Annotated in this window: 14 protein-coding genes; 8 read left to right on the top strand and 6 right to left on the bottom strand. The window is 65.3% G+C overall.

Annotation, left to right across the window (positions count from 1 at the left end; all coding sequences use genetic code 11):
• The first annotated feature begins 12 nt into the window (after positions 1 to 12).
• Entirely contained in the window at positions 13 to 732 is a 720-nt protein-coding gene (locus CLV78_RS07085) for a 4'-phosphopantetheinyl transferase family protein (RefSeq protein WP_158263462.1), read from the top strand.
• On the opposite strand, the gene CLV78_RS07090 is transcribed toward CLV78_RS07085, so the two are convergent.
• The 4 genes from CLV78_RS07090 to CLV78_RS07105 form a co-directional block, all read right to left on the bottom strand.
• Positions 718 to 3,486 carry a condensation domain-containing protein gene (locus CLV78_RS07090; RefSeq protein WP_106204090.1) on the bottom strand — a complete coding sequence of 923 codons (2,769 nt, stop codon included), beginning with the start codon at positions 3,484 to 3,486 and terminating at the stop codon, positions 718 to 720. The genes CLV78_RS07085 and CLV78_RS07090 overlap by 15 nt on opposite strands.
• Positions 3,483 to 13,232 carry a hybrid non-ribosomal peptide synthetase/type I polyketide synthase gene (locus tag CLV78_RS07095; protein WP_106204091.1) on the bottom strand — a complete coding sequence of 3,250 codons (9,750 nt, stop codon included), beginning with the start codon at positions 13,230 to 13,232 and terminating at the stop codon, positions 3,483 to 3,485. Before CLV78_RS07095 ends, CLV78_RS07090 begins: the two co-directional genes overlap by 4 nt.
• A gap of 384 nt (positions 13,233 to 13,616) precedes the next feature.
• Complete coding sequence (locus CLV78_RS07100) at positions 13,617 to 14,294, bottom strand: methyltransferase, TIGR04325 family (RefSeq protein ID WP_158263463.1); 678 nt, start codon at positions 14,292 to 14,294, stop codon at positions 13,617 to 13,619.
• Between the two features lie 125 nt (positions 14,295 to 14,419).
• The gene (locus CLV78_RS07105; protein ID WP_146136649.1) at positions 14,420 to 15,931 is read right to left on the bottom strand and encodes an oligosaccharide flippase family protein; all 1,512 of its coding nucleotides are present in this window, start codon (positions 15,929 to 15,931) and stop codon (positions 14,420 to 14,422) included.
• A 232-nt stretch (positions 15,932 to 16,163) separates the two neighbouring features.
• Between CLV78_RS07105 and CLV78_RS07110 the strand changes: the two genes are divergently transcribed.
• On the top strand, positions 16,164 to 16,862 hold the full coding sequence (locus CLV78_RS07110) for a sugar transferase (RefSeq protein ID WP_245924864.1): 699 nt from the start codon (positions 16,164 to 16,166) through the stop codon (positions 16,860 to 16,862).
• 15 nt (positions 16,863 to 16,877) lie between these two features.
• On the opposite strand, the gene CLV78_RS24755 is transcribed toward CLV78_RS07110, so the two are convergent.
• Entirely contained in the window at positions 16,878 to 17,012 is a 135-nt protein-coding gene (locus tag CLV78_RS24755) for a hypothetical protein (RefSeq protein WP_281261135.1), read from the bottom strand.
• 87 nt (positions 17,013 to 17,099) lie between these two features.
• Here CLV78_RS24755 and CLV78_RS07115 point away from each other — a divergent pair, with 87 nt between their 5' ends.
• Positions 17,100 to 18,041, top strand: coding sequence for a glycosyltransferase family 2 protein (locus CLV78_RS07115; RefSeq protein ID WP_106204095.1), 942 nt, complete (start codon positions 17,100 to 17,102; stop codon positions 18,039 to 18,041).
• Positions 18,042 to 18,176: 135 nt separating this feature from the next.
• On the opposite strand, the gene CLV78_RS07120 is transcribed toward CLV78_RS07115, so the two are convergent.
• Complete coding sequence (locus CLV78_RS07120) at positions 18,177 to 18,551, bottom strand: glycine zipper family protein (RefSeq protein WP_106204096.1); 375 nt, start codon at positions 18,549 to 18,551, stop codon at positions 18,177 to 18,179.
• A gap of 457 nt (positions 18,552 to 19,008) precedes the next feature.
• On the opposite strand from CLV78_RS07120, the gene napF reads away from it, so the two are divergent.
• Genes napF through napH form a run of 5 tightly spaced genes read left to right on the top strand, consistent with a single transcriptional unit; the run spans position 19,009 to position 24,108 of the window.
• Positions 19,009 to 19,485, top strand: coding sequence for a ferredoxin-type protein NapF (napF, locus tag CLV78_RS07125; protein WP_245924865.1), 477 nt, complete (start codon positions 19,009 to 19,011; stop codon positions 19,483 to 19,485).
• Complete coding sequence (locus CLV78_RS07130; protein WP_106204098.1) at positions 19,482 to 19,763, top strand: chaperone NapD; 282 nt, start codon at positions 19,482 to 19,484, stop codon at positions 19,761 to 19,763. Before napF ends, CLV78_RS07130 begins: the two co-directional genes overlap by 4 nt.
• Before the next feature lie 15 nt (positions 19,764 to 19,778).
• Complete coding sequence (gene napA, locus CLV78_RS07135; RefSeq protein ID WP_106204099.1) at positions 19,779 to 22,271, top strand: nitrate reductase catalytic subunit NapA; 2,493 nt, start codon at positions 19,779 to 19,781, stop codon at positions 22,269 to 22,271.
• A 47-nt stretch (positions 22,272 to 22,318) separates the two neighbouring features.
• The gene (gene napG, locus CLV78_RS07140; protein ID WP_106204100.1) at positions 22,319 to 23,188 is read left to right on the top strand and encodes a ferredoxin-type protein NapG; all 870 of its coding nucleotides are present in this window, start codon (positions 22,319 to 22,321) and stop codon (positions 23,186 to 23,188) included.
• Complete coding sequence (gene napH, locus CLV78_RS07145; RefSeq protein WP_106204101.1) at positions 23,185 to 24,108, top strand: quinol dehydrogenase ferredoxin subunit NapH; 924 nt, start codon at positions 23,185 to 23,187, stop codon at positions 24,106 to 24,108. The genes napG and napH overlap by 4 nt, the downstream gene beginning before the upstream one ends.
• The last annotated feature ends 20 nt before the right edge of the window (positions 24,109 to 24,128 follow it).

The raw sequence follows: 24,128 nt of genomic DNA on the forward strand, positions 1-24,128 counted from the left end.
GAGATCATCGACGTGACAGTTCGGATTGACCTTTGGATCTGGTCGCTGGACCCGGCCCCGCAGGATCTCGACCGCCTGTCCGCCCATCTGTCGGCGGAGGAAGCGGCTCGCGCCGATCGGTTTGTCGCGCAGCGGCATCGTGACCATTTCCGTGCCGGGCGCGGGCGCCTGCGGGAGATCCTTGGTGGTTATACCGGTACCCCGCCGGCGGACCTGCAACTGAGGAGCGAAGGCAACGGCAAGCCCTGCCTTGAACGCGGGCCACATTTCAACCTGAGCCATTCCAATGGCTGGGCCGCGCTGGCCGTGACGCCGGCGCATCCTTTGGGGATCGATATCGAGGTCCATCGCCCGGTGGAGAAAGCTGTCGCGGAGCGGTTCTTCTCCCGGTCCGAACGCGCAGCGCTGGAACACCTGCCGGAGGACAGTTGGGCGCGCGGTTTCTTCCGGATCTGGACGCGGAAAGAGGCGCTGATCAAGGCGCTCGCACAAGGGTTGTCGATGCCGCTCGACAGTTTTGATGTCACTGCCGATGCCCGCGAGGCCCGCGTGCTGCGGCTGTCGCCGGACTGGAACGCCGGACGACCGGAGGGGTGGAGCCTGTCCGGCTTTGAGCTGGCTTCCGACTTTCCCGGAGCCATCGCCGTCCGCACCGGCGGCGCGCGCCCCGAGATCCGATTGCGGGAGGGAGAGGTGCCACTGCGCCACCTGCCCGGCTCAGCGTCGCCCTAGGTCGCGTTCGCGATCCGCGACGAAACGGTCGATTTCCCGCGCCAGATCCTCGACGCCGATCCGCTTGTCCTTGTGATCGATGACCTCGGTGAGGGTCACCGTCCTGAGCGGTCCGGTCACCACGTTCTCCCAACCGATCGAGGGTGGGAAATGCCCGCCCTGCGGGGTGATGTCCGTCACCACGTGCAGAACCGGCAGGTCGAGTGGCCGGGGACGGTACCGGTCTCGCGCCGCGGAAATGTAGCGCAGGAAGCTCTCCTGCTCTTCCTCCAGGTCGGACCAGCGCACGCGGTCGATGAGCCCAAGCGTCTTCGCAGCCTGCAACACCCCGGTCGCACGAACGATACGGTAACTGCCGAGCATGGCCGACATCGACATGGTGCCGTCCCGAACCATCCGCAGTTTCATCCTCAAGGCATGCCGCTTGTTCTGCCACCTTGCGCCCCGGTTGGCGTGAAGCGTCGCGGCAAAGCCCGGCTCCCAGACGTCCTTGACCACAACGCCGAGGATCTCGGCACCGGCGGCCTTCAGGTGGCGCGCCGCCTCAAGGGCGATATTGCCATGTACGCAAACGCCGAACAGCAGATACGGACCCTCGGGCTGCGCCTTGCGGATAACACGCGCGTATTCTGCCGCGATTTCCTCGAAGCTGCGCGGCACCTGGTCGATCCCGCGTGTGCCGTCGAAAAGCCGAACGCAGGTCGTTGGGCGCTTTGCCTCCATGGCCTTCGACGTGGAGAGAATCATCGCCGCGTTGTTGATCGAGATCAGCGGCGCAGCACCGCCGCCGCGGATCAGCCGGAGAATGCGCCAATCGTCGGCATCGCCCTCCGGTGCGCTGGAATGGTGACGGGAGATCACCCCAGCGAGGGCCGGGAGGGTCGCGTTCTCGTAGATATCCGCGATCCCGAGCGCGATTCCCCATTCCTGGCGGATGCGGGTCAGCAGGCGCACCGCCAAAAGTGAATGGCCGCCGAGGTCGAAGAAAGTTGCCTGTCGCGGTATCTCGCGCAGCGACAGGATATCCTTCCAGAATGCCCCGAGCCGGTCCTCGACCTGCGGATCCGTCGCTGGCACGGGCAACGGCTGAACCGGCGCCGGCACTGCGAGCGGTCGCAGAACGGACCGGTTGACGCCGCCCTTCGAGTTTCTGGGAAGTTCCGCGAGGATCGATACGCCGGCGGCGGGCTCCGGCAGATCGGCAGCGACGAGATGCTCCATCAACCGCCCCGGAAGCTGGTCCAGAGGAAGCGCACCGGTGTTGCGCGGCACGACAAAGGCCCAGACCCCGCCCCGCCCCTGAACGGCAGCCACCTCGTGCACCATCGGGTGTTCGGACAAGGACGCTTCCACGGCATGCACGGCGCCGCACTGGGCCGTTCCACGGTTCAAGAGACGCGGATCACAGGGCAGCGCGCCAAGCGTGACGTCGGGCTTGTCGAGGGCGACGAGGAATGTCTCCAGCAACATGTCGAGCATTCGCCGCGCCGTTTCTTCCTCGAAGAGCTCGGTCTGGTATTCCACCGCCAGCCGCCAACCGCCCGGGCGCCCGATCAGGACCGACTGAAGGTCATAGACCGAGCCCGGCACATGCGAGGGCACCGACACCAGTTCGAAGTCACCGTAGGAGCGCCCCTGAAGAAACACCGACATCATGTTGAAGTTGGTGGAAATAATCGGGTTGCGGGAGGCATCCCGTGGTGGGTTCAACCGCTCCACCAGCTTGTTGAACGGCAGCGATTGGTGTGCAATGGCGCCCTCCACCACCTGGCGCGCCGCGCCGACCTGCTCCGAGAGCGTCGTCTCCGGCGCGGTGGGCAGGCGCAAGACGAGGTTGTTGATGAAAACGCCAATCAGGGGTTCCAGATCGACATCCAGTCGGCCAGCGACCTGCGTGCCCATAAGGACCTCTGCCTCGCCGCTGAGCCGGTGCAGGAAGGCAGACGCAACGGCGGTGCCGAAGGTGAATGCGGTGACCCCTTCTGCCCTGGCGCGGTCTTCCAGCCGCTCCCGGAAATCCGGCGGCAGATCGACCTGCACGAGCCCGACCGAGGGCACCTGTTGTGCCGGGCGCGGCTTGTCCGGGGTGATCTCGAAATACGGAGCATCGCGAAGGATTTCCGCCCACCAGTCGCCCTCCTCCTGCTGCACGCCGCTGTCGAGGTAGTCCCGCTGCCACAGCGCGTAGTCGCCGTATTGCAGGGCAAGTCTCGGCAACTCTGGAGTGCGACCTTCCTCGTAGGCCTGCATCGCAGTGCCGACTTCATGGCCGAGGACACCGATGGAGTAGCCGTCAAAGGCGCTCTGGTGCGCCGTGATCAGGAGGATTGCCCGCTCAGTCTCGTACCGGACCAGCGTGGCCCGCAGAAGGCCCGGCTGCGACAGGTCGAATGGTCTGCCACCCTCCTCCAGCGCGATGGCGTCGATCCGCGCCATTCGGTCGGCCTCGGGCGTCGTGCGCAGGTCCAGCTCGCCCAAGTGGAACCGGACCCTGTCCACCACCTGCTGAATTGGCTCGCCGTCGCGGTCCACGAACCGGGTGCGCAGCATCTCGTGGCGGTCAAAGACATGCTGGAATGCGCGTTCCAGGTTGGTGGACGCGAAACGGCCCCGGATCTCCCAGCGCACTGCAATGTTGAGCGCCGTGTTGCCTGGGCGGATCTGGTCAAGGAACCAGCATCGCTGCTGGGTCGTGGTCACGGGCGCTTCGAACACGACGGAATCGGCGGGGTGTTCTACCGGGCGGTCGCTCATGCCTTCTTCCTCCAGATTGCATCGCGCCGGGCTCCGTGGCGGTAGTCCCTCAGGCTAGGGCGGGTTGGCCGGGCTTCACCGGACCGGCTCTCCGCCACCTTCGCGAGGTCGCGGACCGAGGGATGTGCGAGCACGTCCCTTGCTTCCAGCGGCAGCCCGTCCTCGATCAGGCGCGCCGCGATGCGGAAGATGTCGAGGCTGTCGGCGCCAATGGCGTGCAACGTGTCGGTCACGCTCTGCTCCCCGCCCAACACATCCTGCCAGATTGCGACAATCCGGCGTTCCATGTTGGTGTCGGCGGCGACGCACGGGCGCAGCGGCATCACGATCGCGCTGTCCTGCGGATCGGGCAGCGCCTTCCGGTCGAGCTTGCCATTGCCGGTTTGCGGCAGCGAGGTCAGCACCACCCAGGCTCGGGGTTGCATGTAATCGGGCAGTTGCCGGGCCATCGACGCCGCTAGCGCGGATTGGTCGATCTCAGCGGCAGGCTCTGCCACCAGATATGCGACGAGGTGCCGGTCACCGTTCGCGCGTTCTCGCAGGGCCACGGCCGCTGCGGCCACGTTTGGCTCTGCGCGCAGGCGGGTCTCTATGTCTCCAAGTTCGATACGGAAACCACGCAACTTGATCTGCGTGTCCCTGCGTCCGAGCACCCGAACCTCGCCGTTTGGCATTCTCCGGGCGAGATCGCCAGTGCGGTACAGGCGCCGTGTGCGCCCGCCCAATGTGACATCCCGGAAGGCGGCTCCCGTCAGGTCGGGGCGGTTGTCGTAGCCAAGCGCCAGCCCCGCGCCGCCAATGTTCAGTTCTCCGACCGCCCCCAGCGGCAACAGGGCATCCGCATCGTCGACGACATGCAGCTCCGTGTTGCCGATCGGGTGTCCGATGGTGATGGGCCTGCCGGGCGCCAGTTTTTGCACCGCCGACCAGATCGTCGTCTCTGTCGGGCCGTACATGTTCCACACCTCGCCGCCCCCCGCGAGCAGACGGTCGGCAAGGTCCGAAGCGATGGGCTCGCCGCCTGCAAGCATCCGCAGGCCGGCATGCGGCGCGAAGCCGGCCTCCAGCAGCATCGACCACAGCGTGGGAGTCGCCTGCAGGCAGGTGATATCTCCCTGCTCCAACCGCTCGACGAGCCGGAAACCGTCAAGCACTTCGTCGCGGTCGGCGATGACAACCCGCCCTCCGACCACCAGCGGCCCGAACAGCTCCAGCACCGCGATGTCGAACATGACCGTTGTAACCGAGAGCAGCGTGTCATTCGCGCTCAGCCCCGGCTCCCGCGCCATGCTGGTCAGGAAGTTGACCACGGCGCGGTGCGGGATCTCCACACCCTTGGGCGTGCCGGTCGAGCCGGATGTGAAGATCACGTAGGCTGCGGCTTCCGGGTCGCGCGGCACCGGGGCGGGCCGCGCCCGGGCCACGGCGTCGGAGGGCGACAGGCAGCGCAAGCCGCCGGCGAAGCCCGGCGTATCCTTGGCCAGAACGGCGGACACGCCAGCCGTCTGCACGATCTGACGCAAACGCGCGTCGGGCTGCGCGGGATCGAGCGGGACATAGGCGTGGCCCGCCTTCAGCACTGCGAGCAACCCGACAAGCATGCCCCCCCCACGTGGGAGCGCCACGGCAACCCGTTCGCCCGGCTCTGGCAGAGCCTGCTGGATCAGCGCCGCCAGCGCGTCCGACTTCTGTTCGAGGTCGGCGTAGCGCAATGCACCGTCCACCCCCTCCACGGCGATCGCCTCCGGCGTCGCCTTTGCCGTGAGGGTCACGAGGTCCTGCAACACCGCGCCACGATCGAACTCCATGCCGGTGTCGTTCGCCATGCCGGCCAGCGCGACCTCTGCTTCGGGATCGAGCAGCGGCAGCGCGCGGACCGGGCGCGCCATGTCCTCGACAAGCCCCCGCAGGACCGTGACAAGGTGGCCGATCCAGCGATCCACGGTGTCCTTCGCATAGAGATCCGAATTGTAGTCGACCTCGATCTGCAGCCCCTCCGGCACCTCCGCCATGTTGAAGAACAGGTCGAAATTGGTCGCGGCCTTGTCGACGCTCTCGGGTCGTGCGGTCAATCCGGCCATCGGAAAGCTGCCGGCACGTTTCTCCAGGTTGAACTGGACTTCCGTCAGCGGCATGCGGTTGAGCGAGCGTTCTATCTTCAGGTCGCGGACCAGCGCGCCATATGTCGTGTCCTGATGATCAAAGGCTCTGAGGACAGCGTCGGAGACGCGCTTCAGGTGGTCAGCGGCTGGCTCTTCCGGGTCGAAAGCCGCCCGGATCGGCAGCATGTTGACAAGGTGCCCGACAAGGTTTGGGTTCGGCAGTTGCGCCTGCCCGCCGGTTGGGACGCCAAGCACGATATCCTGTGCGCCGCTGAGACGTCCGAGCGTGAACTGCAACGCGGCAAAGAGCGTCGCGAAGAGGGTGCACCCCTGCTTTGCTCCCGCACGCCGGATCGCCTTGACCTCATCCTTGTCCAACGCCGCGCGGGTGGTCGCGCCCGCATAGGATCTGATCGCCGGACGGGGCGCATCGGTTGGCAGCTCCGGCAGGTCGGGCTGTGCCTCGTACACGCCCTGCCAGAACTCCAGGCTCTGGGCCGTGGGGGGCACCTGCGCATCGCGCGCGTGGCGCGCGAAGGAGGGCGCGGGCGGCAGATCCGCAGGAGACCCGGTGCAGGCAGCCGAATAGAGGGCCGACAGCTCCTCGAAGAGCACACCATAGGACCAGCCATCGCAGGCAATGTGATGGGCCATGAACAGGAGGACATGCCGCTCCCCGCCCAACCGATAGAGCCGCGCGCGGATCGGCAGGTCGTTGGTGATGTCCAGCGGCAGACGGGCCTCCGCGTCCAGCGCCTCCGCCAGTGCAGAATCCGGGTAGGGCCGCGTCGAAAGGTCGATATCCTCCGGCGCGAAGGGGCGGGGCTCGACCACGTCGAAATGGCTGCCACTCCGGTCGAAAACCGCGCGCAGCGCATCGTGCCGGGCCATCACGCCGTCGAGCGCGACTTGCAAGGCCGACCGGTCAAGCTCACCGTCAAGGTGCAAGACCGCGCCTTCGTTGAAGCTGCACGCTTGCGCGTCGCCCAACTGGTGGGTCATCCAGACCTCACGCTGCGCTTCGGTGAGCGGAATGGCCTTCGTGGGCACAGCGTCGCCATCCAACACCACATGCATCCCCCCCGCATCGGGCTGGAGAATTCCAACCGATTGCAGGGTATCGAGGGCTGTCTCGAATGCCTGCAGGATCGTGTCAGCATGTTCGTCAGTATGGGCCGTGGTCAGGAAACCGCCAAACCCGTCCAGAACGTGCACGCCCTCATAGCGCATGAGCGCATAGAGCAGCGAAGCCCTTGGGTCATGCTGGCTGACGCGCAGTATGAACCAGCTGGAGAACGTCTCCACGAGGTCCGGCAAGCCGCGCCGCGCCAGCGCCCCCCGCATACGTTCCACCAGACGTTCGGTCAGCGCGGCCGTGTCGTCGTGCAGCCGCGCGCCCTCTGCCTCAAGGTGATCCAGCACCGCATCCACCGCCGCAAGCACCAGCGGATGGCGCACATTTGTCCCGGCAAAGAAGGTTGGCGAAACCTCGGGTATGCTGTCGTCTCCAAACGCCCAGACACCACCGTCGAGCACATCCATAAAGCGCGCGCGCCCGGCCAGAACGCCCACGGGCATGCCGCCGCCCACGACCTTGCCATAGGTCGCGAGGTCCGCTTCGATCCCCCAGAGGCCCTGCATTCCGCGGATATGGGTGCGGAAGCCGGTGACGACCTCATCCATGATCAGGGCCGCGTCGGCTTCCTTCGTGATCTGGCGCACCTCCCGCACGAAATCGGCCGGGCGGAAGGCCGGGTGCCGGCTCTGCACCGGCTCGACCAGCGCAGCTGCAAGCGTGCCTGCGTTGTCCCGCAGCCAGTCCAATGCCGCAGGATCGCCGTAGGGCAGCACAACCATGTTGCCGAGACCCGAGCGTGGAATACCCGGAGCGATGGGCAAGGCGGTGGGCTCCCCCGCCCGCGCGCGGCCTTTGACCAGCACTTCGTCGAACTGACCATGATAGTCGCCGGAGAACACGGCAATGCGCTCGCGCCCGGTAGCGGCCCGCGCAAGACGCATCGCGGCCATCACCGCCTCGGAGCCGGTGTTGCAAAAGGTCACGCGTTCATGCCCGGTTGCCCGGGCAAACTTCCGTGCCACGGGACCGGCCATGTCTGCCTGCGGACCGATCGGATAGCCGCGCTCCATCTGCGCCATGACGGCAGCGGACACAAAGTCGGGCGAGTGACCAAAGGCTGTCTGGCCAAACCCGTTGACCAGATCGATCAGGTGGTTGCCGTCGACATCCTCGATCTCGGCCCCCTTTGCCTTGCCCACGACCAGCGGGAAGGTCAGTTCCTTCCACTCCGGGCGAAACCCCGAAACCGTGCGGGGATCGGCATAGACGGTGCGATGCTCTGCAGTCGACGCCTTGGAGCCGGCAAATTTCTCCGAGTAGCGGCGCGCGAAGTCGTCGACAAAGGCCCGCTGCGCCGCATCCAGTTCACCGCCCGTCACGTCCGGACCGCGACCGGTACGAAACCCTTTCGGCTTGGCGGTCGCGTCCGAGGATGCCGCCGGATCCGGGGACCGGGGCGTGCCGGTGTCCACCTGAGGCGTCGTTTGTGGGGACGCCGCGGCGTTTTCCGACACCGAATGGCCGTTCGACTGGAGCACGCGCAACTGGTCTGCGATGAGCGTTTGCATTGCCTGAAGCTGGCTTTGCATGAGTGCCGCGACACCATCGGCGCTGGCACCACCCTGCGGCGGCGCCAGCGGCACCACGGGACCCTGTGGGGCCGGAGTTGGGGCAAGAGCCTCCACCGGCACCGCAGGCGGCAGCGCATCCTCTGGCAACACAGTGTCGAGATGAGCGCACAAGGCCGCGATGCTGGGCGTGTCGGACAACAGGCTGCGGAAACTCATCTGCACGCCGAAACGCTTTTCGAGCGCCTGGCTCACCTGTCCCATGAACAGAGAATCAAATCCAAGCTCAAGGAACGGTACGTCGACATCGGCGGCGTCCAGCGCCTCGCCCGACAGGTCGGAGAACATCGCCAACAGTTCCTCCCGCAGGCGGTCCGCCCGTGCGGGCTGGTTGATTGGATCTTGCATCGCGGGCTCCGCTGGCAACTTGGGTTCGGTGGCAATAGCGGGGTTGCCTGTCGCGGCCACGGGGGTGGCCCCCGTCGCAGCCTCGGGCAGCGATGCAGGCGCGGCCGCGGGTGGATCCACCCAGTAGCGCTTGCGCCGGAACACCGTGCCGGGCAGCGAACACCTCCGGCGGGCGCGCGGGCCGAGCCGCGCCCAGTCCACCGGCACCCCCGCCGCCCAGAGATTGGCAAAAGCGGAGGCCATGGCATCGACATCACATTCGGTTTGGGTGTGGTCCGTCAGTGACTGAACAATCCCGCCATGGCCTCCGCGGCCGAGCACCTGGGCACTGAAGGTAGAGAGGGTCGCACCCGCCCCCACCTCCAGCAAAACCCGGGGTGCCCCTTCGCAAGCCACCTTCACGGCAGCCTGGAAATTCACTGCGGCGCGAGCCTGTGCCGCCCAGAAGGCGGGGCTTTGCGCCTCTTCGTCTGTCATCCACGTGCCGGTCACTGAAGAGACCAGCGGGATCTCTGGCGCGCTCAATATTACGCCTCTGATGTCCTGTTCCAGCGCCTCGACCACCGGGTCCATCATCGCCGAATGGAAGGCGTGGGAGGTGTGCAGGCGTTTGGCGGCAATCCCGGCGTCCGACAGCCGGGCCTCCAGTGCCTTGATGGCATCGAAAGGGCCGGCCACAACCTGCTGTTTGGGGGCGTTCATCGCCGCGAGGTCGACGCCCGCACCGAGATGCGGCCTCAGCGCATCCAACGGAGCGCGCACCGAGAGCATTGCGCCACCGGGCTGGTCCTGCATGTGTTGGCCGCGCGCCGCGATGATGCGCAACCCGGTCTCGAATTCCATGACCCCAGCCAGCGCAGCGGCGGTGAACTCGCCAACCGAGTGGCCAATCATCGCCATGGGCCGGACTCCACGCTCCATCCACAGGTGCGCGCAAGCGTATTGCACAAGATAGAGCGCCGGCTGGGTGAGCCGCGTGTCGCGCAGCGCACGGGCCGCCTCTTCGGCATCGAGATCGTTGCGTGTCAGCAAGCCGGTCAGATCGTCGCCCATGATCGGGCGCAAAATCTCCGCCCCATGGTCGATCCATTTGGCAAATCCGGGTTCGGCCTCGTAGAGCCCACGCCCCATGCCAGGGTATTGCGAGCCCTGCCCCGGGAACATGAAGACAACCTCGGCCCCGGTCTCCGCTGCCGGCTGTGTGGGCGACGAGGCCCGGCGCAACTTGCGAACGACATCGGCGGTCGTGGACCCGGCCACGGCAAGCCGCCACGGATGCGCGTGGCGACCGTCCTGCAGAGTTCGTGCGGCGGCATCGAGCGGCGGCGCATCCTCACGGTCCAGCGCGTCGGCCAGGTTGGCAGCGGCCTCCGCCAACGCCTCCGGCGACCGGGCCGACAGCGGCAGCGCCTGCACACCAGGTTCGGTCTTTTCGGCCGGATCCGTGACGTCGGGGGCCTCTTCCAGGACCAGGTGCACGTTCGTGCCGCCGACCCCGAAGGAGCTGACCCCCGCGCGCCGGGGCCCTTCGCCCTGCCAGGCCGCCACGCAGTCGGGAACCCGGAAGGCACCATCCGAAAGGTCGACCCTCGGGTTCAACTTCGTAAAACCGGGAACGGGTGGGATCTCGGCGGCCCGCAAAACCTGTACTGTCTTGATCACGCTGGCGACGCCCGCAGCGGCGTCGAGATGCCCGATGGTTCCCTTGACCGATCCGAGCGCACAACCCTCCGGCATCGATCCTTCGAAGGCACGGGCGAGTCCGGAAAGCTCCACCGGGTCGCCCAGTGGCGTCGCGGTGCCGTGGCACTCCACGTAGCCGATGGTGGACGGGTCGAGCGCCGCATCGCGATGGGCCATGCGGATCGCATTGGCCTGCCCCTCGACCGAAGGCGCGGTGTAGGAGATCTTGTCGGAGCCGTCGTTGTTGATACCGACACCCCGGATCACCGCAAGCACGGGATAGCCGTCCGCCAGCGCGTCTTCCAGGCGGCGCAGGACCACGACCCCCGCTCCGGACCCGAAAACGGTGCCATTGGCGGCGGCATCGAAGGGGCGGCACACGCCGTCGAGCGATCCGATCCCGCCTTCCTGCGGAATGTAGCCGCGCCGTTGCGGGAAGGTTATGGAGACGCCGCCAGCCAGGGCCGCATCGGCCTGACCGGCGCGCAATGCGGCTACGGCCTGCGCAATGGCCGTCAGCGAGGTCGAGCACATCGTGCCAACGTTGATCGCCGGTCCCTTGAGGTTCAGCTTGTGCGCCACCCGGGTCACGAGGCTGTCGTGGTTGTTACCCGCCGCACGGGTCATTCCGCCGAGCTGATAGGTGCCGGAAAACTGCTCTACCGAGGCACGGTCGTGAAAAAGGTTCTGCAGCAGGTAGGTGCTGGGCGAGCTTCCGGCGTAGAGCGCGATCGGCCCGGGCGGGCGCGACGGGTCGATGCCGGCATCGTCCAGTGCCAATTGGCACAATTCGAGGAAGATGCGCGCCTGCGGATCCATTTCCTGCGCCTCTTTCGGCAGGATTCCGAAATGTCGGGCGTCGAACATGTCCACATCGTCCAGCGACGGCCGCACAGGGACAAATGCCGGATCATTCCGGTCGGGCCCACCGGCGTCCAGCTCCTCCGGATCAAAGCGTCGAAACAGGTTGTCACCCTTGCGGATGTGCTCCCAGAAGGCATCGAGAGACGCGACCCCCGGCAACCGCGCGGCCATGCCGACGATGGCGATATCGCCGCTCGACACATGTTCTGACGCGGGTGCTGCCGCCGTGTGGCCCGCGTCCGCCCGCAGATCCGCAAGCGCTGCAACCAGCTCACCGAAACGCGGCGTCTCGAACATCTGTGCGATGGGGAAGCGCACGCCCAACGCGGCCTCTATCTGCGAATGGGCATCGATCAGCTGAAGCGAACTGCCCCCTGCGTCGAAGAAGGTCACGTCGCCTGAAGGTGTTCCGCAACCGAGTATCGCATCCCAGACCGCCGCGACGGCCCCGCGAACATCGAGGCCGCGCCGGACAGCGGCGTCACCAACCGGTTCCGAGCGAGTCATCAGGCGCTCCAATGCCTTTCGGTCTACCTTGCCGGCCGTGGTCAGCGGAAAGGCGTCCAGCGAAAGAACCTGCCGCGGCACTTCCATCGGGTGCAGGGTCTCGCCCGCCCGTTCGAGAACGTCCGCAACGGCCGCATTGTCGTCGGTCAGCAGCGCCGCTGCGATCCGCATTTCGCCGCGCTCGGGCGTCAGGATCACGACGGCCGCGTCACGGACCCCGGGCTGCGCCCGCAACACATGCTCGATGCCATCCAGTTCGATCCGTCGGCCGTGCAACTTGACCTGCCGGTCGACGCGGCCGGAGAAGATGAACGCGCCATCCTCGCGTTGGCTGGCAAGGTCACCGGTCAGGTAGACTGTCCCGCAATGCTCCTCGCGCGGATCATCGACGAACACCTCGGCGGTCTTTTCGGCGCGGTTGTGGTAGCCAAGGGCAACCGCCGGCCCGGCAAGGACAAGCTGGCCGGTCTGGCCGGATGGCAGCGGGCGCAAATGCTCGTCAACGACGAAAGCCTCGTAGCCTTCAAAGGGCACGCCGATCGGGATGGCACCGCCGTCCAGATCTTCGGGTCCGACCCGGTGGTGCAGGGCACCGACCGTCGTCTCTGTCGGGCCATAGCCATTCAATACCGTCACCTGCGGCCAGGCTTCGATCAGGCGCGCGACATGACCCGCGGACATGACATCGCCGACGGCCAGGTTCAGCCGAAGCGAAGCAAACGCATCCAGCCGGTGATCGATCATCAGGTGATGAAGCCCGGCATACCAGGCAACCGCCGTGACTTGCTGCGCGACCAACACCCGGGCAATGTCGTCGAGCGAGGGGTGCTCCTCCTCCACGATCGCAATGCAAGCACCGTTCAGCAATGCACTCCAGATATCGAAGGTCGAGCCGTCGCAAGCGATGGTGAGGCAATGCAGCACAACATCGTCAGGACCCATCCCGACCGCACCGATGCCATTACAGAATGCCCGAACACCCCGCCGGGTCACCAGCACTCCCTTGGGGCGCCCGGTCGAACCGGAGGTGTACATCACGTAGGCCAGGTCGTCCGCTCCCGGCGGAACATCCTCCCCCAGAGGAACGGACTGCGCCAGCGCCGTGCTCAGGTCGAGCCGTTTCGCAGTCCCTCCCAGCAGGGTGTCGGCTTCCTTGGCCCAACGCTCGGCAACGAGAACGTGTCGAAATCCGAGGTCGTCGCAGATCCCGGGGATCTGTTCCGGCGCATGGGTCGGATCGAGCGGGACATAGGCCGCTCCGGCTTTCAGTATCCCGAGAATGGCAACAATAGCGTCCACCGAGCGGGCCGCGAGCAGGCCGACCCAGTCGCCCGGTCGAACTCCTGACTGCCGCAAGGATGCAGCCACGCGGGACGCTGAAGTGTCGAGTTCTGCATAGGAGAGTATGGTGGTAGCCGAGACGATGGCCGGGGCATCAGGGGCTCGGCGGCAATGCCCGCCAAAGACCGAGAGCATATCGCACCGCCGCAACGCGGTGCCGCCCCGGTCCGGATATGGTCCAATGTCACTCGTCATCGATGTACCCTCGCCGGCAGTTCGTGCGCTCCGGCAGAAGCATCACTCGCACCCGCAACAAACAACTCACCCTACGTGACCGGCACTGCACCCCCGCACAGCAAACACCCATAAATGATGGGCACTCCGGCACATTCGCACCGAGTATCGACCCTCAAAATCACCAGTCAAAGGATTCCCGGCAAATTGCCGGACCCGACACACAGGAATCCCTGCTTCCGGCGCGGATCCGGTCACAATCCCTTAAAAACAAGTGCATTAAAAAACGGAAACAGCCCATTTCGGCTTTGGAAACAATGAGTTGCAGAGCCGACTTCAAGGCCGAAACTTGGCGGAATTGTGGCAGGAATGCGGCAAGCGGCCTTGATTGGACGGTTCCGGTTCTCAAACCGAATCTGTTCTCAGTTCCAACATGAAACCGCAACTCTCCATCATGCCCAGCCCCGGATGCGTTGGAATCCGCCGCCCAAGCTCCGGGATGGTCCAGCTGTCCCGGAGGGCGTAGCCCAAGCTGTCCACCTCCGCGAGGAAGGCCGCGCGGTTCCGGATCCGGTAGGGCACCCGCGCAGGACCGATGCGTTCCAGCGTGACAACCTCCCTCGCATCCCAAAGCGCCACCTTGTTGAGCAGGATCAACGGCGGACGCTTGGGAAGCGCGTCCACAAAACCGCCGAAAGGTTGGTCGAGATATTGCAACAGACCCGAGGCAAGGAGCAGGTCTGGCGCGGCCACCTGTGCCGGGCTGTCCGCGAAACGAATGCTGGCCGGAAGCGATCCACGCCCCTGCGCTGTTCTGGCGGCGGAAACAATCGCAGGCAGATCGGTGACGGTCCAGGTCACCTGATCCAGCGCCACCAGATCCCGGAACGCGATATATTTTGTCCCCATGTGCCCACCGGCATCGAGCAGGTTCATTCCCGGGCGAAGCTGTTTTTGCAGCCAGAAGAGAATCGGATAGTCCCACGGCGCGACCCTGCACATGCGCTCGAAGGAGATCGCTTCCGTACCGGGGGTCTCATACCCGGCGCGGCGCCCTTCCGGCAGGGCGTCGAGCGCTGCCATCCGCGTGGGCCAGGCGCCGGCGAACCGGGGCGGCCGCCCCGCGAGAAGCTTCAGCCGCGCTACGGCGGCCCCGACCGGACGCGATACATTACGCGCGGCCCCCTTCGCGATAGACACGAGCCCCACTACATGTCCCCTCCCTTCGACCCGCGCCGCCGAAGCCGACACATGACGGACCGGCGCAATTTCGGCGCGGTCACGGCAAGGCCACCCGCATAGATGGCTACGGCCGGAACACTGAAAAGCACCGCGCGCGCCATCGGATGCCACTCCCGACCAACGGGTCCGTCGCGCAACAGGACCAGACATCCCGCACCCAGCATCAACGGGACAATGAGCGGCACCATGTTCGGCACCACCTCGCGCCAGTCGATGGCCGCGTAGCGCCGGAACAGGATCGCCGTCGTCGTGATGACAGTGACCGAGATGAGGATCTGCGACACGGCCAGCGGGACCAGCCCAAAGGGTGCCGAAACCGCCACCAGCGCCACCGTCACACCGAGGTAGAGCAGAGCCACCGGCGGCAGACGGCGGATTTCGCCCGCGAGCGAAAGGACCGGCTCGGTTGTCTGGCCGAACACGGCCAGCATACGGGCGATGGCCAGCAGGCCGAGCACCGGCAAGGCCGGAAGCCACTCTTCCCCCAGCAGGCCGACAACGATGTCATGCCCCATCAGCCCGAGCCACAGGAACAATGGAATCGACGCAGCAAAGACAGCCGGGATGAACCAGTTCGCCACCGACTGGAATCCGTCCGTTTTGCCATCGTGTTTTGCCCGCGCCTGCCGGAAGAGGTTCCATGCCACGATATGCGCCGGTACTCCGACCACTTCACCCAGCGCGCCGGTCAACCGCTCCGCCGCCCGATAGAAGCCGACCGCCGCGGGGCCAAGGAAGAAGCCCACGAGGAATGTCGCCGTGTAGACCCGGAAGTTGTAGATCATCCGCGCGAAGAAGAAATGCCCCGAAGTCCTGAGCATAGTCCGGAAGGCATCGCCACGCAGACCGGGCAGCGGTGTCATTCGGGTGGCCGCGAAGCTCACCAGCAGATGTGTGGCTTGCATCGCCAACCGGCCATAGGCAAGCGCGAAGACGCCGGCACCGGAATAGAGCGCCAGCAACGCAATGCCGAGGCCGACCAGTTCACCCGACATTTCTGCCAGCGACGACGCCCGGAGCTGCCCCCGCCAGATCAGGATGCCTTTTTGGGTCGACGAGACAACCGCAAGGCAGACCCAGACGGAGAAGAGTTCGACCAGGGTGACGACCTCCGGTGACATCCCGACCGCCGCCAGCACTCCGCCGGACACGATACCGAAGATCGCGGCGAGAACCCCGCTGGCGATCGCCACGAGCAGCACCTGCCGTGGCACCGTCGTGTCGCCCGGCCACGACATGATGTATGGAGCCCAGCCGCCCTCGGCCACCCGCTGGAGCAGGATGGCGCAAGCGGCAACAAGGGCAAAGAGCCCAAAGTCGGCCGGGCCGAGCAGACGCGCTGCCACGATGAAGATGACGAGTTGCGCGACCTGGGACACGATCCGCTCCAGCGCCGTCCAAAGACCACCGCCGATCGTCCCGCTCCTGCCGGGCCGCCCACTATTGGGATTGGCGCTCGATTTCATTGCCTCTGACACTCAAGACTCCCAGGCAACCGGACCTGCACTCACCGTTCTGCCCCATCTTGCAGCAATCGAGCCATTTCGTGCTGCTTGAAAGCGCTCCTCCGGACAAGTTCCAAATCGTGAACAATCTGTTTTCGGGAGTGGGTTTGCCAAAAGTGGCCGAAAGATGGCAAACATGTGGCGGGTGTGGTCCTCATTGGCACCAGTGGGGGGAGGTCGCGCAAGCGACCATACAGAAACTATGGTGAACCAGACGGATCCGGGCGCGAGCCTGGTGGAGGCGGGTGCTGTCCTCGGACAGCGCCACAAACGCGGTGTGACAGCGTTCCCGGAGATCTCGCCAGCCAAGCGATCGCTCGACATCGTGGTCAGTGTGACCGGGCTGCTGTTCTTCCTGCCAGCCATGCTGACCATTGCGCTTGTGCTCTGGCTCCGCGAAGGCGGACCGGTCTTCTTTGCACACGAACGGATCGGACATGCGGGTCGACCCTTCAAGTGCCTGAAATTCCGCACCATGGTCCCGAATGCGACCGATGTGCTCGAGGAGTTGCTGGCGAAGGACCCGGCCGCCCGGGCGGAGTGGGAAAGCACGCAGAAGCTTGCCAAAGATCCCCGGGTCTCCTGCCTTGGCCATTTCCTACGCAAGACGTCGCTCGATGAACTGCCGCAGTTCTGGAACGTGCTTCAGGGCGACATGTCCGCCGTGGGGCCCCGGCCCATCGTCGCAGATGAAGTGCGGTTCTATCGCGACCATATCGCCGAGTACAAATCCGTCCGCCCGGGAATCACCGGCAACTGGCAGGTGAACGGGCGTTCCACCACGACCTATGCGGAGCGGGTGGCGATGGATGTGGAATATGTGCGCAATCCGTCGGTCTGGCGCGACCTCCGGATCATGGTGCGGACGATCAACGTGGTGCTGTCACGGGATGGTGCCCGCTAGCTGCGATGCCGCGTATCACGCGACCAGCAGATAGATGATCGGCGCCCAGAACAGCAGGCATAGAAGAATGACGAGACGCCAGACCGCAGACCTTGCAGTATCGATCCACGCAGGGCAATCAACTTGCAGGGGCCGGCTTTCGCGCGTCATCGGGTTCTTCCGTCGGTCTCTTGCACGCCCCCCAGCGTTCCGGTGGACCGTGCCAGTATTGAGTGAAACAGTCAAAGGGTATGTGTGATGGAGGCGACGACCCAGCCCGCCAACATGAGGCCCCGCCCGGAGGATGCCCCTGCACCGGAGCTGCCCCGCAGGCTGATCGTTGCCATCCCCAGCACAGCTCGGCGGGACATTCTGACCCGCACGGTTCGGGCTATTCGTGAGCAGACCCGGCACCCCGACCAACTTCTGATTTCAGTCGCATCGGACGGCGACATCGACCGAACCGCGCTTTCCGACCTGCCGTTTCCGATCCGTGTGCTGACCGGGCCGAAAGGTGGCAGCCCGCAGCGCAACCGCATTTTCCAACACCTCACTGAGGCTGACACGGTCCTGCTCCTCGACGACGATTTCCTTATGGAAAAAGGCTACCTGGCCGCTGTCGACGCGCTTTTCAAGACGCAACTCGACGTCGTCATGGCCTCTGGAACCCTTGTGGCTGATGATGTCTCCGGCCCCGGCCTGACACATGAGGATGGCCAGGGCCTGCTTGAAGATCTTCCGCCTACAGGATCCAGCCTGACGGATATCCACAACGGCTACGGATGCAACATGGCGTTCCGTGCACGCCCGGCGCTCCGCAACAACATCCGCTTCGATGAGGCACTGCCGCTCTACAGCTGGCTGGAGGATGTGGACTTCTCACGCCGCCTGGCACCCTACGGTCGGATTGTTCGCAATGAGGCAACAGTCGGTGTCCACCTTGGAACCAAGGTCGGCCGCTCTCCCGGGCGCCGGCTCGGCTATTCGCAATTATCCAACCCGGTCTACCTTGTCGGGAAAGGCACCATGGGGCGCAGGCGCGCCCTGCGCCTGATGACCCGGAACGTTGTGTCCAATCTCGTGTACTCGATTCGACCGCGCCCATGGACGGACAGTCGTGGGCGCTTGCGGGGCAACCTGCTCGCCATCGGCGACCTGCTCCGCGGCAGGCTGTCGCCGGCGCGCGCGGTCGACCTCTGAAGTCTGTCCTGCAGGTCGGCCAAATGGTCGACGAGACGCGGCCTCCACATCCGGCACCAATGAAAAACGGCCGCCCGGGATGCGGGCGGCCGTCAATGCATTTCACGGCGGATCCCTTGCAAGGGCCGCGAGGCTCTAGCCGACGACGTTGTAGCCACGGGAGCGCATGCAGTTGCGCACGATGACTTCCTTCTGGGAAACGTTCTGTGCAGCGCTGGAGATCCCGCCGGCAACGGCCCCTACCAATGCAGCGTCACGGGCGTTGCTGCCGGTATTGTCGATCAGCGCGGCGGTGCCCCCGGCCAGTGCGGCACCGGTCAGCGCAGCGGCCCCGGTTTCGCTGTTGACCGTTCCTTGCGACGCAGCGAGTGACTGGCATTGTGCGAGATCGGAGTTGTAGTTCGCGCTGACCGGCCCATCGATAACAGGCGTGTAGTTCGCACCGGAGTTCTCACAGGCGCCAACCAGGAAAACCACTGGAATCACGGAGAGCTTTGCAAGGCGGAACATGGCGTGTCCTTTCGTCCATTTTGTCTGTGTTGCAGGCCACTCTGGCCGGCTCGAATCAAGTCATAGCAAATACTTCCAAGCACTGGGCACTTAATCGTGAGCAGACGGCAGGATATTGCTGCACCGGCTTCCTGCTTGAACCGGCAGGGACAGCGCAACACCGGCAGCCCACATCGCGAAAGGCCCCAAGCATCGCACTGCCCGCAGCGGAGGCGACCGGAATTGCCCGGGTCTCCACGGCGGCATTCACCACGCACCCTGGCAACGAGGCTTGCGGTAGCCAGCCACGGTGGGTTGCCTTGGGGGTGCGGCATACCGCCCCGACCGGAAAACCAAAAAACCGGTATGCGCTGATCTAAGTCAAGGTTAGGTTGGTTTCGACCAGATATTGGGCACAAAAACACCGATTTCCGTCGAGGTATGTCGAATGACCACCCAGACAAGCAGAAGGGAATTCTTGCGCGCAGACGTCCTGCGCGCAGACATCCTTCGGCCGCCCGGTGCCCTGGTCGACGGCTTTCGACGCGCTTGCACCGGATGCGGCGACTGCGCCGAAGCTTGCCCGCAAGCCATCATCCAGAGCGACGGACAGGGCGCGGTCCTGCTGGACATGACGGAACGGGGATGCAACTTCTGCGGCGAATGTGCCCGGGCCTGTCCCACCGACGCCCTCAGCCCCGACCGCATAGCTGCCTGGCCTTGGGCGATCGCTGTCTCCGATACCTGCCTGTCGCTCGGCGGCGTTGCCTGCCGTTCCTGCGAAGACGCCTGCGACGAGCGTGCCATCCGGTTCCGCCTGGAGCTTGGAGGCCGGGCCCGCCCGCTGATCGACGAAAGCGCCTGCACCGGCTGCGGCGCCTGTATTTCCACCTGCCCCGCCGATGCGATGTCGCTTGCGCGGAAAAGCCTCGTAGAACTGGAGGACGCGCGATGAACATATGCGGATGCCTGGTGCATGCCGCCCCGGACATGGTCGAGAGCGTGGCACGCGCTGCCAGCGCCATGGACGGTGTCGAGATCCATGCCAGGACCGACGACGGTCGGCTGGTGGTCGTGGTGGAGGATGTCGAGGGCTCTCTCGCCTCCGAGACCATCATGGCCATGCACCAGATCCCCGGCGTGGTCTCTCTCGCGCTCACCTATCACCATTTCGAAGACCTGCAGGGCGGCGAAGACGCGCCGCAGCCGGTCGCCACCCCCTGCACCACCTGAACCGGAGCACAGCCAATGACCATGTCAGACTCTCGCCGGACTTTCCTGAAATCGACCGCAGCCGTGGCGACCGCGTCCGCCGCGGGGATCACCCTGCCCAACGCGCCCGCCGATGCCCAGGCCCGCACCCCGGATATCCGCTGGGACAAGGCCGCATGCCGGTATTGCGGCACCGGCTGTTCGGTGCTCGTGGGGACCAAGGAAGGTCGCGTCGTGGCTACGCAAGGCGACCCGGATGCACCGGTGAACCGCGGGTTGAACTGCATCAAGGGCTATTTTCTATCCAAGATCATGTACGGTTCGGACCGGCTGACCACGCCGATGCTGCGGAAGTCGGGCGGCCAGTTCGACAAGAACGGCGAGTTCGAGCCCGTGAGCTGGGACGAGGCCTTCGATGTCATGGCCGAGAAATGGAAGGCCGCCCTGAAGGAGAAGGGCGGCGCGGGTGTGTCGATCTTCGGTTCCGGCCAGTGGACGGTCTGGGAAGGCTACGCCAACGCGAAGTTCATGAAGGCCGGCCTGCGGTCGAACAACATCGACCCGAACGCGCGCCATTGCATGGCCTCTGCCGTTGTGGGCTTCATCCGCACCTTCGGCATCGACGAGCCGATGGGCTGCTATGACGATCTGGAGCACGCCGATACCTTCGTGCTCTGGGGGTCCAACATGGCGGAGATGCACCCCATCCTGTGGTCGCGCCTGACCGACACGCGCCTGACCAAGCCGGGTGCCCAGGTGCACGTGCTCTCCACCTTCGAGCACCGCTCGTTCGAGCTGGCCGACAATGGCATCATCTTCGAGCCGCAGACCGATCTCGCGATCCTGAACTTCATCGCCAACTACATCATCCAGAATGACAAGGTGAACAAGGACTTCCTGGAGAAGCACGTCAACATCACCAAGACGGCGACGGATATCGGCTACGGGCTGCGCGACGAGCATCCGCTCCAGATGGAAGCGGCGAACCCGAACTCCGGCAAGCTGGAGCCGATGAGCTTCGAGGAATATGCCGCTGCCGTCTCCGAGTACACGGCCGAGTACGTCTCCGAGCTGTCCGGTGTTCCGGTAGCGCAGCTCGAAGCGCTGGCAGAGCAATATGCCGACCCGAACCGCAAGGTAATGTCGCTCTGGACAATGGGCTTCAACCAGCACACCCGCGGATCCTGGGTGAACTCGCTGATGTACAACGTGCACCTGCTGGTCGGAAAGATCTCCGAGCCGGGCAACTCGCCCTTCTCGCTGACGGGCCAGCCCTCCGCCTGCGGCACCGCGCGCGAGGTCGGCACCTTTGCCCACCGCCTGCCTGCCGACATGGTCGTGGCCAACGACAAGCACCGCGAAATCTGCGAGACCGCCTGGAACGTGCCGGCCGGGACCATCCCGCCGAAGCCCGGTTTCCACGCCGTGCTCCAGCACCGCAAGCTCAAGGATGGCGACCTGAAGTGCCACTGGGTGCAGTGCAACAACAACATGCAGGCCGCGCCCAACATGAACGAGGAAGGCTACCCGGGCTATCGCAACCCGGAGACCTTCATCACCGTGTCGGACCCCTACCCGACCGTGACCGCGCTGGCCGCCGACCTGATCCTGCCCACTGCCATGTGGGTTGAGAAGGAAGGTGCCTACGGCAATGCCGAGCGCCGCACCCAGTTCTGGCGCCAACAGGTGCAGGCTCCGGGCGAGGCGAAGTCGGACCTTTGGCAGGTGATGGAATTCTCCAAGCGCTTCACGGTGGAGGAAGCCTGGGGCGAGGAACTCATTGCGCAGAAGCCCGAACTTGCCGGCAAGACGCTCTACGAGGTCCTGTTCGAGAACGGCGAAGTGAACAAGTTTCCGCTCAGCGAAACCGCAGAGGGGTTCCACAACGACGACGCGGAACACTTCGGCTACTACGTGCAGAAGGGGCTGTTCGAGGAATATGCCGGCTTCGGCCGGGGTCACGCCCACGACCTCGCCCCGTTTGACACCTACCACCAGGCCCGCGGCCTGCGTTGGCCAGTGGTCGACGGCAAGGAAACGCTCTACCGCTTCCGCGAGGGCTACGACCCATATGTCGAGGAAGGCAAGGGCGTGCAGTTCTACGGCAAGCCGGACGGCAAGGCGAACATCATCTTCGCGCCCTATGAACAGGCGGCCGAGAGCCCGGATGACGAATATGACCTCTGGTTCTGCACCGGCCGTGTGCTGGAGCATTGGCATTCCGGCTCGATGACCCGCCGGGTCCCGGAACTGCACCGCTCCTATCCTTCGGCCGTAGTCTACATGCATCCGAAGGACGCCCAGGCACGTGGTTTGCGGCGCGGCCAGGAGATCGTCGTCTCCACCCGCCGCGGCGAGGTCACCTCGCGCGTGGAAACCCGCGGACGTAACAAGGTGCCCGAAGGGCTCGTGTTCATGCCTTGGTTCGACGAGGGCCAGCTCACCAACAAGCTGACGCTCGACGCGACCTGCCCGCTCTCCAAGGAGACGGACTTCAAGAAATGCGCCTGCAAGGTCGAACGGGCCTGACCGTCAACCACGCAAACACGCACGACACCTGAGCCGGGGAGAGCCGCATGGCCACCGCCGCAAAACCGAAGAAAGTCGATCGCCGGCGGTTCCTGACGGACACCGCGCGGATGACGGCTGGCTGTGCGGTGGCGGGCTCTCTGCTGGCTTACGTGACGCGGGACGCCAAGGCTCTGCCGGACACCGCGCTCCGCCCGCCCGGCGCACTCGCGGAGGACGATTTCCTTGCCGCCTGCATCCGGTGTGGGCTTTGCGTGCGCGACTGCCCCTATGACACACTTGTCCTGGCCGAGCTCGGCCAGGACGGCCCGGCCACGGGCACGCCCTATTTCACGGCCCGCGACATTCCCTGTGAGATGTGCGACGACATCCCCTGCGTCGCCGCCTGCCCGACAGGCGCGCTCGACAAGGGTCTGACAAATATCGAACACGCCCAGATGGGCACGGCCGTTCTGGTCGATCAGGAAAACTGCCTGAACTACCTCGGGCTTCGCTGCGACGTCTGTTACCGGGTTTGCCCGATGATCGACGAGGCGATCTCGCTGGACCTGCTCCACAACGAGCGCTCAGGACACCACGCCATTTTCGCGCCGATCGTGCATGCGGAAGCGTGCACCGGCTGCGGTATCTGCGAACAGAAATGCGTCCTGCCCGAGGCGGCGATCAAGGTCCTGCCCGTCCGGCTCGCCCGTGGCGCCCCCGGAGAACACTACCGGCTCGGCTGGGAGGAGAAGGAAGCCAAGGGCGCGCCGGTCGTCGAGGGGATCATCGATCTTCCCGACCGCCTGCCCGGCCCCGGCACCGACAACCTCGCCGCACCGGGCGGCTTTGTCGACGGTTTGCCGGCCTCACCGGAGAGCAGTTTCCAGGGGGGCGGCTTCGAGCCGACCTACAAGCTGCCGGAGGTGACGCGATGAGCGCCAAAGGCAAGGTCCACCTCCCGGTCGGGCAGGAGGCCATCGAGGAAAAAGGCTGGTACGGTGCGCACAAGTTCCTGATCTGGCGCCGGGTGTCCCAGGCATTTTTCCTGATTCTTTTCCTGCTGGGGCCGTGGTTCGGCATCTGGTGGGTACAGGGCAACCTCGCGGGGTCCATGACCTTCGGCTTCCTGCCGCTGAACGACCCGCTGATCCTGACCCAGATGATGGCCGCCGGACACTGGCCGGAAACAACGGCCCTGATTGGCGGGCTGATCGTGCTGGCAGCCTACGCGCTCGTCGGCGGCCGGGTCTATTGCTCCTGGGTCTGCCCGATAAATCCGGTCACTGACGGCGCCCACTGGTTGCATGACAAGCTCAATATCCAGAAAGGCTGGCAGCCGAAGCGGAGCGCCCGGTACTGGATCCTCGGCACCGTCGTGGTCGTATCCGCCGTCACCGGCACCATCGCCTGGGAAATCGTGAACCCGGTCACCATGGTGCATCGCGGGCTGGTCTTTGGCATGGGCTGGATCTGGGGCATGGTTGCCGCGATCTTCCTGTTCGACCTGCTGGTCGCCCGGCGTGGCTGGTGCGGACATGTCTGCCCGGTCGGCGCCTTCTATAGCCTTGTCGGCATCAGGAGCCTTCTGCGGGTCTCTGCCGTGAAACGCAGCGAATGCGACGATTGCATGGATTGCTATGCCGTCTGCCCCGAGAACCAGGTGATCTCCCCCGCCCTGAGGGGCAAGGGCGAGGCCTCCCCCCTGATCCTGTCGCCCGACTGCACCAATTGCGGTCGGTGCATCGACGTCTGCGCGATGGACGTCTTCACCTTTACCAACCGCTTCGACACTCACGTCGAGGCCCCGAACGATGCGGCCCGGGTCACCGAGCCGTCCAACAGACATGCAGCGTGAACTGAGCAACGGAGAGCAAC

This window comes from Aliiruegeria haliotis, from assembly GCF_003003255.1.
Lineage (GTDB): Bacteria > Pseudomonadota > Alphaproteobacteria > Rhodobacterales > Rhodobacteraceae > Tropicimonas > Tropicimonas haliotis.

Coding starts and splice junctions, on each gene's coding strand:
- CLV78_RS07090 (WP_106204090.1), bottom strand. CDS start 3,486: ATGAGCGACCGCCCGGTAGAACACCCCGCCGATTCCGTCGTGTTCGAA.
- CLV78_RS07095 (WP_106204091.1), bottom strand. CDS start 13,232: ATGACGAGTGACATTGGACCATATCCGGACCGGGGCGGCACCGCGTTG.
- CLV78_RS07100 (WP_158263463.1), bottom strand. CDS start 14,294: ATGGCAGCGCTCGACGCCCTGCCGGAAGGGCGCCGCGCCGGGTATGAG.
- CLV78_RS24755 (WP_281261135.1), bottom strand. CDS start 17,012: ATGACGCGCGAAAGCCGGCCCCTGCAAGTTGATTGCCCTGCGTGGATC.
- CLV78_RS07115 (WP_106204095.1), top strand. CDS start 17,100: ATGGAGGCGACGACCCAGCCCGCCAACATGAGGCCCCGCCCGGAGGAT.
- CLV78_RS07120 (WP_106204096.1), bottom strand. CDS start 18,551: ATGTTCCGCCTTGCAAAGCTCTCCGTGATTCCAGTGGTTTTCCTGGTT.
- CLV78_RS07130 (WP_106204098.1), top strand. CDS start 19,482: ATGAACATATGCGGATGCCTGGTGCATGCCGCCCCGGACATGGTCGAG.
- napA (WP_106204099.1), top strand. CDS start 19,779: ATGACCATGTCAGACTCTCGCCGGACTTTCCTGAAATCGACCGCAGCC.
- napG (WP_106204100.1), top strand. CDS start 22,319: ATGGCCACCGCCGCAAAACCGAAGAAAGTCGATCGCCGGCGGTTCCTG.
- napH (WP_106204101.1), top strand. CDS start 23,185: ATGAGCGCCAAAGGCAAGGTCCACCTCCCGGTCGGGCAGGAGGCCATC.